At 57.3% G+C, this 16,046-nt stretch carries 12 protein-coding genes; 3 read left to right on the top strand and 9 right to left on the bottom strand.

Features of this window, described 5'->3' with window-relative positions; translation table 11 throughout:
• Positions 1 to 3: 3 nt before the first annotated feature.
• Positions 4 to 402, bottom strand: a complete 399-nt coding sequence (locus P0120_11790) for an IS1595 family transposase (GenBank protein ID MDF0675000.1) — start codon at positions 400 to 402, stop codon at positions 4 to 6.
• 322 nt (positions 403 to 724) lie between these two features.
• Complete coding sequence (locus P0120_11785; protein MDF0674999.1) at positions 725 to 889, bottom strand: hypothetical protein; 165 nt, start codon at positions 887 to 889, stop codon at positions 725 to 727.
• Between the two features lie 285 nt (positions 890 to 1,174).
• On the opposite strand from P0120_11785, the gene P0120_11780 reads away from it, so the two are divergent.
• Positions 1,175 to 2,338, top strand: coding sequence for an IS4 family transposase (locus tag P0120_11780; protein ID MDF0674998.1), 1,164 nt, complete (start codon positions 1,175 to 1,177; stop codon positions 2,336 to 2,338).
• Positions 2,339 to 2,852: 514 nt separating this feature from the next.
• Here the strand turns inward: P0120_11780 and P0120_11775 are convergent.
• Positions 2,853 to 7,238: a DEAD/DEAH box helicase gene (locus tag P0120_11775; GenBank protein ID MDF0674997.1), complete on the bottom strand. Its 4,386-nt coding sequence runs from the start codon at positions 7,236 to 7,238 to the stop codon at positions 2,853 to 2,855.
• A gap of 123 nt (positions 7,239 to 7,361) precedes the next feature.
• Here P0120_11775 and P0120_11770 point away from each other — a divergent pair, with 123 nt between their 5' ends.
• Positions 7,362 to 8,087: a glycosyltransferase gene (locus tag P0120_11770; GenBank protein ID MDF0674996.1), complete on the top strand. Its 726-nt coding sequence runs from the start codon at positions 7,362 to 7,364 to the stop codon at positions 8,085 to 8,087.
• Between the two features lie 149 nt (positions 8,088 to 8,236).
• Here the strand turns inward: P0120_11770 and P0120_11765 are convergent, their stop codons facing one another.
• From P0120_11765 to P0120_11750, 4 genes are all read right to left on the bottom strand, one after another.
• A complete protein-coding gene (locus tag P0120_11765) occupies positions 8,237 to 8,488 on the bottom strand; it encodes a DUF2934 domain-containing protein (GenBank protein MDF0674995.1) in 252 nt (83 codons plus the stop codon).
• A 583-nt stretch (positions 8,489 to 9,071) separates the two neighbouring features.
• Complete coding sequence (locus P0120_11760) at positions 9,072 to 9,326, bottom strand: hypothetical protein (protein MDF0674994.1); 255 nt, start codon at positions 9,324 to 9,326, stop codon at positions 9,072 to 9,074.
• 365 nt (positions 9,327 to 9,691) lie between these two features.
• Entirely contained in the window at positions 9,692 to 10,381 is a 690-nt protein-coding gene (locus P0120_11755) for a response regulator transcription factor (protein MDF0674993.1), read from the bottom strand.
• Between the two features lie 396 nt (positions 10,382 to 10,777).
• Complete coding sequence (locus tag P0120_11750; protein ID MDF0674992.1) at positions 10,778 to 11,407, bottom strand: response regulator transcription factor; 630 nt, start codon at positions 11,405 to 11,407, stop codon at positions 10,778 to 10,780.
• A 568-nt stretch (positions 11,408 to 11,975) separates the two neighbouring features.
• On the opposite strand from P0120_11750, the gene P0120_11745 reads away from it, so the two are divergent.
• Positions 11,976 to 12,251 carry a hypothetical protein gene (locus P0120_11745; GenBank protein MDF0674991.1) on the top strand — a complete coding sequence of 92 codons (276 nt, stop codon included), beginning with the start codon at positions 11,976 to 11,978 and terminating at the stop codon, positions 12,249 to 12,251.
• Here the strand turns inward: P0120_11745 and mrtJ are convergent.
• Together mrtJ and P0120_11735 are read right to left on the bottom strand one after the other, a co-directional pair.
• Positions 12,221 to 12,733 carry a JDVT-CTERM system glutamic-type intramembrane protease gene (gene mrtJ, locus P0120_11740; GenBank protein MDF0674990.1) on the bottom strand — a complete coding sequence of 171 codons (513 nt, stop codon included), beginning with the start codon at positions 12,731 to 12,733 and terminating at the stop codon, positions 12,221 to 12,223. The genes P0120_11745 and mrtJ overlap by 31 nt on opposite strands.
• Before the next feature lie 52 nt (positions 12,734 to 12,785).
• On the bottom strand, positions 12,786 to 15,269 hold the full coding sequence (locus tag P0120_11735; GenBank protein ID MDF0674989.1) for a PQQ-dependent sugar dehydrogenase: 2,484 nt from the start codon (positions 15,267 to 15,269) through the stop codon (positions 12,786 to 12,788).
• Positions 15,270 to 16,046 lie beyond the last annotated feature (777 nt).

Here is a 16,046-nt window from a genome sequence, read left to right as displayed (position 1 = left end):
GCGTCAGAAACGCCCCAGCGCCATCCCGCTGGCATCGGCACTCGGCGCAAGCCGGAGCCGGCCTGCGCGTTCTCGGCGCTTGCCCTGGACATCGGTGTAGACCAGCACTTCCACCGCACCGGCCACCAGGCTCTTCTGCGCTCCTGCGGCAACGCCACGGCCCTTCTTGCCTTTTACCGATCCTCCGATGTGTGTTTCATCCACCGCCACAAGCCCCGAGAGTTTTGTGCGGTTGTCATTGACCATCCCCTTGCGCAGCCGATGGAGCAGGTGCCAGGCGTGCTGATACCCGCCAATCCCAAGCTGTCGCTGTAGTTGCACGGCGCTGATTCCAGGAGTGTGAGTCGCAACCAAGTAGGCTGCCCAGAACCACGCTTGGATCGGGACGTGCGAACGATGCATGATCGTACCCGTGGGCGGTGCAGTTTGACGCCCGCACTGTGGGCATTCGAAGACATAGCGCGTCTGATTCAGCCACGCCTTTTTACCCGAGCATGTCGGGCAAACGAAGCCATCGGGCCACCGGCATTGAACCAGGTATTCACGGCAGGCTTCGGAGGTCGAGAATCGCTGACGGAACTCCCGCATGTTCTGAGGATAACCCAGTCGCCCCATTGCTGGAGAGTGCCCAAAGCGCTAACCGGAGTCAAAGTAATAAGCATATTGGCCTAATCATCCAATTCCAAGACCGCTGATCCAAGATGATTGCCGAACTGGTAACGAATCAAGTGCTGAGTGCTGAGGACTGAGTGTCGATCGTTTTTGTTTCGACCAAGGCGATGCGTTGTTTGTCGTCCATGATGTGCAGCGTCTCGCGCTCTAGCTCAACTGCTTCACCGTCCGCCTTGAATCGCCGAAAGACTTCAAGCCCGCCTACTGAATCTCGCATAATACAGTGACACGTCGCGGCCGGTTCGTGTATGACAGGTATGGCTACGCATCTGGCCCCTCGACGCGAGTTTCATGGACTGGAAGTTCGTCGCCACCAGGCCGCGCGCTTGTTTGCGGCAGGCCGAGAGACACAGGGGACCATCGCGCGCCGCCTGGAGTAGGCCACTACTTCAACTGCCGTTTCACTCTTGTCCAAAACAGCTTATGACCGTTGGGGTATCCAACGGTGTAGGGTGTTGGTAAATCGCCAAACTCACCAGCCTCTCACCGAAGGAGCCCCAACGTGAACGCATCATGCAGCCTGTTCAGCCAAATACTCAAGCTCATTCCACGCACCGACTTCGAGCGCATCGTCAAGGGGACGAGGGACGAATATCGCAGCAAGGGTTTGTCGAGCTGGAGTCAGTTTGTGGGGATGCTGTTCTGCCAGCTCGGTCGGGCTCATTCGCTGAGGGAGATTGAGGGCGGGCTGAAAAGCTGCGAAGGCAAGCTGATCCACTTGGGGATCACCGCCTCAGTCCGCTCCTCGCTGTCATACGCGAACAGCCACCGTCCGTGGGAGTTGTTCGAAAAAGTTTTCTACAGCCTATTCAAGATGGTCGCCGCCAAAACGCAGGGGCACGGCAAGTTCCGGTTCAAGAACAAGCTGGTCAGTCTCGATTCGACCACGATCGATCTGTGCCTGTCGATGTACGACTGGGCGAAGTTTCGCCGCACCAAGGGTGCGGTCAAGCTCCATTTGGTGCTCGACCACGATGGCTATCTGCCCTGTTTCGGCCTCATCACCGATGGGAAGGTGCATGATGTCAGAGCGGCCCACCAGATGGACTTCGCCTCTGGCACGATCGTGGTGGATGATCGGGGCTACAACGACTATCGCTTGTTCGCCAAATGGACCACCGCCCAGGTGTTCTTCGTCACGCGCATGAAGGACAACGCCCAGTTCGAAGTGCTCGATGAGAGAGACCCGCCCCAGAACCGCCGCATCCTCAAGGATCAGACCATTCGGCTCACCGGTGTGGGAGCCCAGGAGAAGTGTGCACATCTGTTGCGCCGTATCGAAGCGCTCCGCGAGGATACCGGCGAAGTCCTGGCGTTCCTGACCAACCACCACGAGCTGGGCGCCAGCACCGTCGCCGCCATTTACAAGGATCGCTGGCAGATCGAGCTGTTCTTCAAGGCCCTGAAGCAGAACCTGAAGATCAAGACGTTCGTCGGCACCTCGGCCAACGCGGTGAAGACCCAGATTTGGACCGCATTGATCTCGATGCTACTGCTGCGCTACCTGCAACGGTCCTCCCGTTTCGGCTGGAGTCTCGCCAACCTGGTGGCGCTGCTGCGCATGAATCTCTTTACCCACCGCGATCTGATGGCCTGGCTCGACGAACCGTTCACCACGCCACCTCATCAACAGGACTACCCCCAAGCCCTCTTGGCCTTCGCCTGATCTTGGACAGCACAAGGAGGCACCAATGTGAAAACCCGTCCTCACCCGTCCGAAGCCCGCATCAAATCACGTGGGCTTCCACCCGGTTCCGGCTATTTTGGACAGCAATGCTGCCGTTTATAGGTTGATTCCTATCAGCATGGTCGCGCTGCTTCTGTCATCGACAGGCTGTACGATCAAGGCCACGTTGAATCAAACGACCGACACAACCTCCAACATCACCGCCACACCGTCGGGAGCGGCCTGGTGGAGCGAAGACGGCCAGATCAAGCCGGACTTCAAGGCGACAGTATTTGTCACTTTTAATCAGGCGAATCTGAGCCAGGATCTGGCAGCCGGAAGAGGAGAGTATCTGGGATCCGTGAGTCGTCTATTGGGTGTTCCAACCGACCGACAACCGGCATTTTTTCCGCTGCCCAAGCGAGTTATGCCCAGATGGTTGACCGGAATTCTGAAGCCTTGCTCATTCTTTTGCGCGAGACGTCCAAACTGTTCCTTTACTGACCTGTTAAAGTCATGCAGGCTGTCGAGCTGTTGCCGTGCTGATCTGCTCGGCAACAGAATGCGCCGCGTTACCTTGCCGTCCGATCACGGTGCGGATCAGTGCGCCATCCTTGAACACCACAAAATTCGTCGGGACCGATGGAATACGTGGTCCCGGGAGAATCACGCCGACGAGATTCAACGGATCCGTCGCTGAGAGTTTAACCTCGTGCCCAGCACCGGAAGATGTCTCTTGCTTTCGCATCGCTCGCAGCGACTCCACCGCTTCCGGCAACGCAAACTGCTCTCCGGTAAATCCGTTCACAAATCTCCCGCCTCGTACCTCGCCGGCCATCTCCATGCGTCGATATTGCACAAGCAAATCCCGCCACGACTGAACCAATGACTCTCGTGCCAGCACATCGCGAAACACAACCCCATAGCGACGTAGTAACAGGCGAGCTGTGCGCTCGCACGGTTGAGTGCTGAGTGCTGAGTTCGTCCCGATTGAAGATTGGCCATTGATCCCTGCCCTATTCGGTGACAGGAGCAGCGACCATCGTCCGGATGAATGTCGAGGTCGACGAGCTCGTTCACGACCTTCCGCACGACGTCGATGCGGATCCATGAGAGCACGGAGATTGTCGAATCCATCAGCCGTCACCAACCCTGCCGCCACTAATTCCCATAGTCCGTTCTCCACCTCCGCCGGAAGATGGTTGGTGACCTTCACCAGATCGGTGAAAAAACTTGCTCCATGCTGTTGCAAGGCACGGCGCAAGTCCTGCGCCACCGTACTCAACTGGGCATTCGTGTCGGGGCGGCACGCCGCGTCGAGGAAAGCATTCAGCAACCACTCACCGTCTTCACGCGGGAAAAGACTGATAGGAGCTACGCTCGTGGGGATAATTCGTCGACGCTCCGGTTCACCGGCTTGCAGAAACCTTGGATGAGTAGAGAGTCGCCCCCAACTCGCTGCGCCACTGAGACAAAGCCGGTCTAAAAGTTCAGGTTCATACTTGGCCATGCGCACGCGTAGCAGCTGTGGTTCCCATGCAGACGCAGCCGCCTCGAATCCCGCCAGTTGTCCAATCACTTGTTGGAGGCCGACTTCACCATGCTGGCGCGATCCCGGCAGGACATGCTGCCATTGCAGCAAGAACCGCATGAAGTCTGCCGCCGTCACCGGCTCCACTTCTTTGCGTAAGATTCCGATTGTCAGGCGGTGGATACGAGCCAGCAGGCGGCGGTGACACCACTCCGGCGAGGCTTGAGCCTCGCCGGAGAGTGCTGAGTGCTGAGTAGACAGTGCTGCGGTAGAGCGAAACCGACCGCGCAATACCTGTCCTTGAGTCTCGAGCCGAGCCATCGAGGCGTTAATTGCATCAACAGGCAAATGCAGACGTTCAGCTAATTCGCGCATGGTCGTCGGACCAATGCTTTCCATCCAACCGAGCACGATGGCATCGAGCGTCTGGTTGTCACCAGTTGTGAACAACTGCTCAAGCCGGTCCCTATTTTCTGTCGCTACCCACCCCTTTGTAGAGTGAGGCATGTATGGCGAGGAGTCTGAGGTGACCTGGACCGCACGACCGGATTCCAAGAGTGGTAGCAGATAGGCTGTCCATTGTGTCGATTCAGACTCAGGCACCCAGACCAGTGTCAGCAGCGCATCATGCAGTTCGTCGGCATCGCGGACGACGGGCCAGGACTCTCGCTGCACCTCTTCTATCGCCGCTGGATCAAGCGCACCAACCTGGCCCGCCATCTCCACAGGAAGCATTCGGCGCATCTCCACCGCTCGCGCTCGACGCTCCTCCAGCGGCGCATCATCCAAGAAGGCGTAGGGATTCGCGTTGAGGATTTCGTGCGAAAAAGCGGACGGCGCCGGCGTATCGATCGCCACACACCGGATTGCGCCGGATTCGATCCGCCGTAGGACGTTCGTGAGGCCCTCAAGATCCATCGCTTCAGTTAGACAGTCCCGCAATGTTTCCTGTACCAGCGGATGGTCAGGAATCTGCCGCATGGCCCGCTCGCCGGTCAGATTTTCCTGACAAGCGATGGCATCCGGAAACACCGCTGCCAGCAGGTCTTCTGCTTTCATCCGCTGAATCTGCGGCGGGACTTTCTTGCCATTCGCGAAGCGTAGCAAGGCCAATGATCGTGAAGCGTTCCAGCGCCAGCGCGTGGCAAACATCGGCGCGAGCAACACCGCCTGGATCAAAACGTCTCGCACCCTGTTGGAATGAAGATATCCGAATACAGACTCCAGCGGGAAACTGTGCTTTTCTCCCAGCGAAATCACAAGACCGTTATCCGTGGCCGCTGCCTGCAGCTCAAAGTCGAATGTCACACAGAACCGCTTCCGCAAGGCGAGCCCCCAGGCCTTATTGATCCGCCCTCCGAACGGCGCATGAATCACCAGCTGCATGCCGCCGCTTTCATCAAAAAACCTCTCCGCAACGATCGTGTCCTGAGTCGGCACGACTCCCAATACAGCTTTCCCCATCAAGACATATTCGACAGCCTGCTGGGCTCCCCGTTGATCCAGGCAGCAGTCTTGCTCGAGCCACTGAAGTGCTGAGTGCTCGCCTCGCTGAGTCGGCGAAGCGGGCTGGGTGCTGAGTGCACCAGCTGAGGATTCGGAGGAACCAGCCCGTTCAGCGATCAATTGTCGCAGCTGAGCCACTTCTGCGGAGAGTTCCGCCGTGCGCGAAGGAGCCTCGCCTCGCCAGAACGGGATGTTGGGCGGTGCACCATGGGCGTCTTCCACCAGCACCTTCCCCATCTCGACACCCTTGATCCGCCAGGACGTGTTACCGAGCAACATGATGTCGCCGGCCAAACTTTCCACCGCGAAGTCTTCATCGACTGATCCCACAACTGTGCCGTCCGGCTCCGCCACCACAGCATAGTTGGCGGTATCGGGAATCGCACCGCCTGAGGTGATCGCTGCAAGCCTCGCCCCTCGCCGCCCTTTCACGTGATGGTTGATCCGATCGCGATAGAGATACGCCAGTCCTCTGCCACGGTTGGTCGCAATGCCATCTGCCAACATCTGTACGATACGATCGAACGTGGCTCGATCCAGTTCGCGATAGGGACCCGCGCGGCGGACCAACGCAAACAGCTCTCCCTCTGTCCAGACTTGCGTCGCTGCAGCGGCAACGATTTGTTGGGCCAGAATATCGAGTGGTGCCGTGGGGACCTCAATGCAGTCCAATGTCCCCTGTTTGATCGCGCGGATCACCGCGGCGCACTCGAGCAGTTCATCTCTGGTCGTGGCAAACAGCCGGCCTTTCGGGATGGCCTTAATCCAGTGACCGGCGCGACCGATCCGTTGCAAACAGGTCGCGATCGCCCGTGGAGAGCCGATCTGACAGACGAGATCGACCGTGCCGACGTCGATCCCGAGTTCAAGCGACGCCGTCGCCACGACCACCCGAGTCTTGCCGGACTTCAGCTGTTCCTCCGCCGACAACCGAATCTGCCGGGACAGGCTGCCGTGGTGGGCCGCCACTGCGTCAGGTCCGAGATCCGAGAGCCGTTCTTCAAGATAGTGAGAGACCCGCTCGGCCAAGCGGCGTGTATTGACGAAGACCAACGTCGTACGATGCTGCCGTACAAGCTCAGCCACACGGTCGTAAATGTCGGCCCAGACGGCATTGGTCGCGACGGCGCTCAGTTCATCCTTCGGTACTTCAACCGCAAGATCCATCTGCCGCTTGTGGCCCACATCGATGATCGTCGGTGTCGGACGGTCTCCGACCAGGAACTGCGCGACCGTTTCTATCGGCCTCTGCGTGGCTGAGAGGCCAATCCGCTGCGGTTTCGTCAAGGTCAGCGCCTCCAGCCGTTCTAACGAAAGCGCCATATGGGCTCCACGCTTGTTCGGCACCAACGCATGAATTTCATCGACGATCACGGTGCGCACCGTCTGCAACAAGCGCCGGCTTTTATCCGCCGTGAGCAGGATGAAGAGCGACTCCGGTGTGGTGACGAGGATATGCGGCGGACGCTTGAGCATCTGCTGCCGATCCGCCATCGGCGTATCGCCGGTGCGAACAAGCACACGCAGCTCCGGCATCAGTAACCCAGCCTGTAACGCGAGTTGCCCGATTTCCGCGAGCGGCTTCTGGAGATTCTTCTGGATGTCGTTGCTCAAAGCCTTGAGCGGTGAGACATACAGGACCTGCGTATGGTCGTCGAGTTCACGATTGAGCGCATGATTAAAGAGCTGATCGATGCAAGAGAGAAAGGCGGCAAGGGTCTTGCCTGATCCGGTCGGCGCGGCGATCAGCGCATCTCTTCCGGAGAGAATCACCGGCCATGCTTGAACTTGGACATCAGTCGGCCGGCCGACGCATGAAGAAAACCATGCGGAAATAATCGGATGAAACCGAGTGAGAGGCATCGGCCGCATCTTACCATGCATGAACAGCTTGCCGTATGACGATCAGCCTGCTGCCGTTTTCACCGACTCTCCTATCGATTGCCTATTTCACGGCCCAAATAGTTATGGCATCATACCGAGCCTATGCATCTTTCTATCATTATTCCGGCCTTCAACGAAGCGCGGCTGATTGAACGATGTCTGCAATCTGTTGCCGCATCAGTCGCTGCTAACTCCATACCTGGTTTCAGGTCGGATGTCATTGTCGTCGACAACAACTCCACCGACAACACCGCCGAACTGGCCAGACAGGCTGGTGCTCGGATCGTCTTTGAACCAATCAATCAAATCAGCCGGGCACGCAATGCCGGTGCGGCTCACACAACCGGCGATTGGTTGCTGTTCTTGGACGCCGACAGCCTGTTGAGCCCCGGCCTGCTCGGCGATATCCAACGACTGATTCAAGATGAAAAACACGTCGGTTGCGGCAGTACGTTGCGTATGGACGGATTGCCATGGTGGGCGAGCATGACGCTCGGATTCTGGACCGCCGTTTCGGTTCTCTGTCGGTGGGCAGCCGGAGCGTTGGTGGTGTGTCGGCGTGATGCATTTGAGGATATCGGTGGGTTCGACCAAAACGTCTACGCGTCAGAGGAAATCACCCTCAGCAAACAGCTCAAACAGTGGGGGCGGCAGCACGGCCTTCGATTCACCATCTTGACCAGACATCCATTAGAGACATCGTCGCGCAAGGTTTCGCTCTATTCAGGCCGAGAGATTGCCGGCCAAGTCTTCCGCGTCCTGTTGGTTCCAGGAAGAGCCTTGCGTGACAAGAAGCAGTTATCTGTTTGGTATGACGGCCGGCGCTGACAAGCGCCTGCTACTTCGGCAGCTTTCTCGCGAGCGCTTGCGAGAAAGAACTAACCCTGAGGTTGTCTGAACGAAGATTCCTGTTCCAAGAGGCGAGACTTCTTCTTTCTCATCACATCCTTTAATGTGGCGGTGATCTGCGCCCGAAGTCATGACCACGCATCTCCTGTTCGACCAACCAGTGGTACGACCACTCGGCGCTCGGCTTCCAACCAGTCATCAAGGTCATGACCATCTTGCCGATCGCGCTGTTCATAGAGTTGATAGGCCGCTCGCGCGATACGAGCATGAGCCTCATCCGTTATCTGCATAGATAAGCCTTCGATGCTTTCTTTCGGCGGTTCCTGCACCTTCGCCTCACTACCCGTCTTTGGTCCATGCTGAAGTTTTCTGAATATCATCGATGGGAGCTCCTTTCCTGTTTGTGTGTCATGGCGTGGCGGTGGCGAGTTCGGCACCGCCGCCGACCACAGGCTGGGCAAACGGCTGGTTCAAACACGTCAAGGGAAATGCCGGTCGCCGGCCGTTCCGACGAAGCACATCGGCGGTACTTAGTCAGGCAAGACGGGCAGTAGGTCTGGGATACTTGAAAGTCCTCCGCACAGAGGCCGTGCCTCGCCAAATAGAGATGTGGCTCATACCACAAACCGGCTCCACCCTCGGGACCCAAGTCACCTCGGATTTTCTCGCAGAAACAGCAGATCGCCACCATCGGTTTCATAATTATTCCTTCATGACGGCAACATGGCCTGGCTCCGAAAGACGGCTCAGCGACAGAGTTAGCGTTCGACCGCACTGCGCGCCCGATTCATCAGAATCACCGAATCAATGACCTCTCCGCACTGGATGCAACGGAATACCTGTGCCCCTTCTGTGACGAGCCAACCCTCCTCGTCACGCAGTTCACTGAAACACAGGAGCCCCTGGCATCGTGAACAATTCATGCGCGCCCCCGCCGTCGGGCGCTTGACAATCGGGATCGGTTCAGCGCAGGACTCCCTCTCTCACTGCGGTGAGTCTCTCGCGAGACGGTTCGAGAATCGGACGGACTGATACTTCATAGTCGAATTCAGCCGTGCGATGGAGCACCAGCGTCCCCTCTCGGCTGACTCGATCGACAACGGCAAACACCTCATTCCAAGAAAACTGGGGAAGCCGTTCAATCAAGGCACAAAGCGCGCAGGGCCCGTTCCGATATAGTTCCATCCGAATGGCCGATTCAATCATCGTGGTTCGCATCACAGAGCCTCCTTGTGAGGTCGATACCGTTGCGCCACATGCGACAGTGTCGCGCCGCTAACTCCCAGTGACTCGCTGAGGACCCATGCATGGCATGTCGATCGATCTTACAAACCAGAATCTTGTCTCTTGCGTCGTGTTATAGCGAGAACATCCGTCTCCCACAATCAATGCAATCGCGATTGTTTCGTCGTATTCCTATACATATTGTTGTCCCAATCTCGACGACAGGGCGACCGCCGCCGGCTCGTCGAACGCGTCGTTGCCTGAGCCCTCGTGCGCGGGAAATACGACGCCGCTGGCTTCCTGATGGTTGAGTAGCTCGCGTGTATCCCGATTCTCATCAAGCTGTTTTGTGATGGGTCCTAGAGAGGTGGGAAGCGGGCATGATGTGCGTGGACCAGGAGCTTCTGTCGATTGGGCACGCCGACCTTGTCGAAAATGTTCGTCATGTGGTGTCGGACCGTACTGTCACTAATCGATAATTTGTAGGCGATGTCTTTGTTCGAGAGGCCCTGTCCTACCAAACGGATGATCTCGCGTTCCCGCTCGGTCAAGGCGTCGGGCCAGGCCGGTGGCGGTGGGGCGGGTTCCGCCTGCTTCGTGAAGGAGCGCCCGAGGCCCAGCTTCATCGCGCCCTCCCGTTCCACAGAGGGCTGGGGCTTCACGGCGGCAGACAGCGCTTCAATCACCGCGAGCACGACTTCAGGTGGTTGAACCTTGAGGATGATGCCGTCGACCCCGGCAGCAAACGCCTCGCGCGTGCGGGCCTGGTCCTCCAGTCCGCACAACAACACGATCTTACTGGTCGGGGCGGACTGTCGAATCTGGTGGATGGTGCCCGGGGCGTCGTGCTCGGTCTCCAGATCCAGGATGAACACGTTGGGTCGGTTCTCGGCGCGGAGCAGGTCAGCTGTCCTGCCGGGGTAACAGTGCATAACCATTCGGGCGGTCGCGCTGGTTTCGAGAATTTTCTGTAAGCCCAACCACACGAGACACTGACTGCTCAGTATCGCGATCGTGAGGGTGGGCATTGCGGCACCGGTGTCGCTCATAAAGTCTCCTCCACTTCGCAATCAGCTTGCTGCTGAAACGGTTTTGACAGAGGTTCTCGGCACATAGAGATGCAGTCCGAATGGCCGATTCAACCGTTGTTCCTCCCATCATGGATTGCTTTTTTAGGGTGAAACTGTCGAGGACAAACCGAAGACGAGGTGCGCTCAACTATCTGCTACTAACCATGTGCTTGTGCACCTGCTCTGTTTAAAGAGAACACAATCGACTTTCGTGTCGGAAATATAGAGGGTGGGAGAGAGCGACGCTATCGGTGAAAGCACGGGGATTTCGTAGTAGAGCGTTCGGTGTCGTCGTCCTGATTTCAACGACACGATTGCTCGCATAACCTTATTCGGATGTCGGACGCCGGGTGAGACGAGATTTCTGGCGTGTGGCTATGTGATTCCCTGTTCAACCGCGTAATGCATCAGTTCGGCGTTGTTCTTGAGTTGGAGTTTCTCAAGAATGCGGGAGCGGTAGGTGCTCACCGTGCTTACCCCGAGATGCATGGTCTCTGCGATTTCAGAGACGGTTTTCCCTGACGCGAGGAAACGCATGACCTCGAATTCGCGGTCGGACAGCTGGTTGTGCAGCACGTTTTCCGAGCCCGGGCGAAGGAGATGTGCGAGCTTTTCCCCGAGTGAAGCACCCACATACTGCCCACCCGAAGAGACCTTCTTCACGGCACTGATGAGTTCCTCCGGAGCGCTGGCCTTCATCAGATAGGCATCCGCTCCCGCTTTGAACATGCGGACGGCGTATTGATCTTCCGGATGCAGGCTGAGCACGATGACGGGAAGGTCGGGGCGCTCCGCCTTCAGCCGCTTGAGGGCCTCGGTGCCGGTCGTGCCGGGCATGGAGATATCCAGGATGACGACATCCCACTTCCCGCATCTGACCAGTTCCAGCAGATCGTGGGCGTTGTCGCATTCCCCGACCGTGATGGAACCCAGCCCGTCGGTCAGCAGATCCTTCACTCCACGCCGGAAGAGCGGAAAGTCGTCGGCAATCAAAATTCTCAGCATGGGCTTCGACGAAACAGTTCCAGTTCTCAGCGGTCAGTTATCCGTTCAGCCGGTTCCCATGGCCGGCCGGATCTTCCAAGTCCTTATTCTCCTGAAAAAGACGTTGCAGGATAAGAAGCATCTTTCCAGTGGCATGATGATCGGTGCTGACTCGAGTTCATATATTGCGGAGGGCGATGGTACGGCGAATCCTGTTCTGCACCGATCAGCCCGATGTTTCCTGTCGAATCCACCTCACGGATGCCGTCAACCGCGGCAGTCGCGGCCATCCCGCCGCCGAGGATGAGATACTTGTAGCTCGTCGCATGGGCCCCTTTCGCTTGCCCCCCGACTAAGGGTTCAGTCGAGAAACAGCTAGAAAAGCTCAATCTCGACCACAATAATAAGACTGTCGGATAAATGACAGCTGGGAAGTTTCCTAGGGTGGTCGTTGCGGAACATACTGAATTCCTCGATCGGCTTCTCGACGGACTGGCCACACAAGGTATCCGGTTTTGCGTTCTCGAAGAACAGGCGTCGATGCCTACGTCGATGATGTGGGGTTTTCCACTAAACCCGAATTCCGCAGTTGAAATCCAAGGTGCGTTCACAAGTTGCGGTCAATCCAAATGAATTCTTGTACTACCAGCAAGACAGCATTCACCACGCTCAACTGCGGCGCAGTTCAGAATTGGCAATTCAAGACATTGATTATCAACGTGTTTCTGAAACTGGTTTTTTCGATTCGGTCGCTACTGCGGAATCCGGGCTAAAGAGCCAGGCCCGACATGTTTTGGGTCTGTCGCCTTCCTGCATGCTGCGGCAATGGAAAACTCAATGGATGTCGGACCCGGTGGAAGGCTGAGAGGAACCGATGAAGAAAAAGTACCCGCCGTTGTACCACATGTGCATGAGAATCGAGGGAACCGTGGAATCGAACCGCTCACGAAGATAGCCAAAGATCAGCGAGGGGAAGAACACCAGGACCGCCCAGATCGGGCTATGGCTCCAGAGGTGAAAGACTGTAAACAAGAGAGAGATCGAAATGTTGGCGCCGCTCAAACCACATACCCAGGGTCGTATCCAGCCACGCTCGATGAGTTCGCCCTGCAGCAATCCTCTAAACAGCAGCTCTTCCCAGAAAGGGTACCAGACTACCACTGAGGCAAAGCCCAACGACCATACTTGGATAAGAGACATCGAATGAACGGGAACAGCCCATGCCATAATGGCCCACGCCAACGGAGCAACCCCAGCACAAAGGAGAAATGTTAAATCTCCCAATAATGTTGGGGGCCAGCGGAGCCCTAGCCGACCGAGTGTCTCATAAAAATTGGCTCTCGACACAGTTGTCTCATAGCAATGAGGCGCCTTCATGAAACTTGTCCGAGGAAGTCGTTTAGACCGATGTGCGGTCAGCCTTATTCACGCGCCGCTTTATTCTCAAAAAGAACAGGCCAAGGACAATAAGAAACAACAATGGCAGCAGCGCATCACCCGTTCCCGATCTGTTGAGCGTACAACCACCACCGCCAACGTCACCACTAGGGGTAGGGCTAGGAGTGGGGGAAGGAATCGGCTCGGTTGCGACCTCGTAGGTGGCGATATAGGTCGCAGCAGCGGTTCCGACAATATTATGTGATTGGTTGCCTCCATCAGACCAAGACACAAACTCATAGTTTGTGCCTCCCATGGCCTGGGGAGTGACGGCACTGACGGAGTTCGTGGAGCCCAGGATGACCGTTCTCGTAAAAGGTGTGAGAGAGCTGCTACTCCCTACAGTTAGCTGTAAGCCTGACGGAGTTGATTCAAAGTTCAGTGCGACAGTTCGTGGATAAAGGAGGACGCTCTTGGTGTCCGTCAGCCCCCCCGCATCCGTCACCGTCAGTTTAATCTCGATGTGCGACGGGTAATCGTGATCAAAGGTCGAAAAGGATGATGTGGTGACGTCGGAGAAATTCTGAATCGAATGCGTATGACAATTCGAGGGACAATGATGCAGGATGATCTCCCACAAAAACGCGGAGGGCGGGAGCGTGCCCTGGTTCGGATCGGTGGCGTGGCCGGTAAAGGTAATCGATTGGTCGACCTTCCATTGGGTCGTCGCAGCCGGCGCATCAATAAACGCCGTGGGTTTGCTGTTTCCCGCTGAAATGGTTACTTGATCCTTGCTGGATGCGCCTAATGAATCGGTAACGGTCAGCACCGCAGTAAATGTTCCTATGCTTCCGTACGTATGGATTGGGTTAGGTTGCGTCGAGGTCCCGCCATCCCCGAAGTTCCAGCTATAGCTGATGGGATCGCCGTCCGGGTCCGAGGAGCCTGTTGAAGAGAAGGTGACAGTAAGAGGGGCCGGCCCAGACGACGGCGTAGCCTGAATGACCGCGGTCGGGGTCTGGTTGCCCCTGGTGAACTGAATCCGGCGGACGGTTCCGCCACTGAGATCCACATAGAACAGGTCGCCCCCGGGCCCAATCTGCAGTTCGACGGGGCTCGCCGCGCCGGCGACAAACGTGGCCATGGTCGCCGGATCAGGCAGGCCGTCTGCCCCTTTAAACATGACCCAAATACAATTACGGGAATAGTCGGCGAAGAATAGCGCCCCCTGGTACGCCGCGGGATAGGTGCTCCCCTGATAGAACGCCAGTCCCGTGATGGATGAACTGCCGGTGGGACAGGTTTCTCCCGCCACCACCTTCTCGCTATGACTGTAGGCAAAGTAGGGGGCCGTGTGTCCACCGGCCTGGGAGTAGAGGCTTTCACAAATGTTTAGTTTAAGCGGAACGTAGCCCGGCTGCTGAAGGACAGAGCCTTCGTAACAGGGCCAGCCGAAGTTGCGCACGGAAGGCGCCAGGGGATTGGGGATCCGGTTAATCTCTTCCCAGCGGTTCCAGCCGACGTCTCCGACCCAGAGTTCAGTGGTGCCAGGCCGAAACGTAAACCGAAAGGGGTTGCGAAACCCGTAGCCCACGATGCGGCGGGCGTTGGGGTCTGCACTGGCGGAGGAGGGGTTATCGGGAAGGCCTGCCCCCGTAGTGGGATCCACTCGAATGATCGCGCCATCGAGGACCGTCGGTCCGCTGACCCGGCGCAGGCTCTGAGATCTGGTCGCACCCCCTTCCGCCGTGGGCGAGGTCTGCAATTCACCAATTCCTACCGGCGGATCTCCTAACGGATTCGGCGGGGTATCATTTGGCTGGCAGGGGGCAAGGCAACCGCCCTGCCCGTAATCGGCAAAGGTAAAGCTGGCGCCATCGCCCGCCGACGCGTAGAGCGCCCCGTCCATGCCGAACATGATGGTCCCAACCGAATGGCTGGGATACTGCTGGCCCCATCCCTCGATGAGGACCGATTCCGTCCCAGTCGAGACATTCCCCGAGGACATTTCCAGCCGCGACAGCCGGCCACTCACCACACAACCATTGGAGGTCGAGCCGGGCGGGGTGGGACACCCGTCGGACGTGGCGCCAGCCGTGCCCCACCGAGGGACTTGGGGATTATTGGGGTCTTTGTCATAGGTATAGAGGACGTAGACCGAGGGAATCGTCGGGAAATTCGGATGCAGGGCCAGCCCGAGCAGTCCCCGGTCCCAAAAGTTATGCACCTTCGTCCGGAGGTCATGAAACACCGTGGGTGTGGGGTCGGAGAGCGAGGTGAAGACCTTGATGAGTCCGCTTTTCTCCGCAACGAACACCCGCCCATCCGGTGAAAAGCGAACTGCCGTCGGCTGCGTTAACCCTGAGAAGACAACGGACTCGGAGAACCCGGTCGGCAAGGTTGGCAAGGTGGCGCCTTCGGCTAGAGCAGCCGTAGGACTGAAGAGACACACCAACGCTGTACAGATCCCAACCCAAATCCAGACGAGGGTCTCATCCTTTCTCATTCTGCCTCCTAGTGAAAACATCGGGGTAACCCTGCACGGTTCGATGGCCTTTCATCGAACCGGGACCGCACAGACTCTCCAGCGGTGCCAACGGTCATCTCGTCTTCCGTTCTAGCTCGCAGGAAGGTGGTGCAGCCTCGGAATCGACAGGGCGACATTGAAGCGTACGCTGCCACGACCTCCAATTGATTTACGCTGCGCATCGCACCCAGGTAGAATGTGCCGAATGGCTGCGCGGATGGCAACCCCTGCTAAGGCGGGGGCTGAGGGCAACATAAATTGTTAGGGGTTGTCGGTATTCAATGATCCGCGACAGCAAGACCGGACCGGTTTAACTATGACGATCATCCTATGGCAGAAGTGGATCAGTATTGTCAACCACTCGAAGATTCAAGCAAGCTTGCCCATGCCTGCTTAGAAGTGAATGTCATGTCATGAAAGGGTTAGATATCCTTTATGGGCGCAGACCTTGAGGAGCGATAACGATCCTACATTTGCGCATGGGCTTACTGGGTAGATAAAATACAGCCGTCGGAAAACCGCTGGCTACTGACGGAAGGGTGACTTAATCCGTCCACACTCAGGTGGCTACATGCGGGGGGGGAACTGCGCATCACTCGAGCCTGTGGATGCATCCTAATGATCTCGATGGTCGGAGCCGCACGATCAGACCTCTGGGATCAGTATTGAGATTCAGGACCCTTACTTGGGAGATTCAACATTAGTACTGACTACAGAACATCTCTGTTGCGAAGTGGTCCCGCAGGAATCGCTATA

Origin of the sequence: Nitrospira sp. (assembly GCA_029194675.1) — a bacterium.
Taxonomy (GTDB): domain Bacteria; phylum Nitrospirota; class Nitrospiria; order Nitrospirales; family Nitrospiraceae; genus Nitrospira_D.
The sequence above is the reverse complement of the archived record's forward strand: the minus strand, read 5'-3'. Positions and strand labels throughout refer to the sequence as shown.

What these genes read in the sequence shown, in the direction of transcription:
- P0120_11790 (MDF0675000.1), bottom strand. Translation starts at nt 402, where the DNA reads ATGCATCGTTCGCACGTCCCGATCCAAGCGTGGTTCTGGGCAGCCTAC.
- P0120_11785 (MDF0674999.1), bottom strand. Translation starts at nt 889, where the DNA reads ATGCGAGATTCAGTAGGCGGGCTTGAAGTCTTTCGGCGATTCAAGGCG.
- P0120_11775 (MDF0674997.1), bottom strand. Translation starts at nt 7,238, where the DNA reads ATGCCTCTCACTCGGTTTCATCCGATTATTTCCGCATGGTTTTCTTCA.
- P0120_11770 (MDF0674996.1), top strand. Translation starts at nt 7,362, where the DNA reads ATGCATCTTTCTATCATTATTCCGGCCTTCAACGAAGCGCGGCTGATT.
- P0120_11765 (MDF0674995.1), bottom strand. Translation starts at nt 8,488, where the DNA reads ATGATATTCAGAAAACTTCAGCATGGACCAAAGACGGGTAGTGAGGCG.
- P0120_11760 (MDF0674994.1), bottom strand. Translation starts at nt 9,326, where the DNA reads ATGCGAACCACGATGATTGAATCGGCCATTCGGATGGAACTATATCGG.
- P0120_11755 (MDF0674993.1), bottom strand. Translation starts at nt 10,381, where the DNA reads ATGAGCGACACCGGTGCCGCAATGCCCACCCTCACGATCGCGATACTG.
- P0120_11750 (MDF0674992.1), bottom strand. Translation starts at nt 11,407, where the DNA reads ATGCTGAGAATTTTGATTGCCGACGACTTTCCGCTCTTCCGGCGTGGA.
- P0120_11735 (MDF0674989.1), bottom strand. Translation starts at nt 15,269, where the DNA reads ATGAGAAAGGATGAGACCCTCGTCTGGATTTGGGTTGGGATCTGTACA.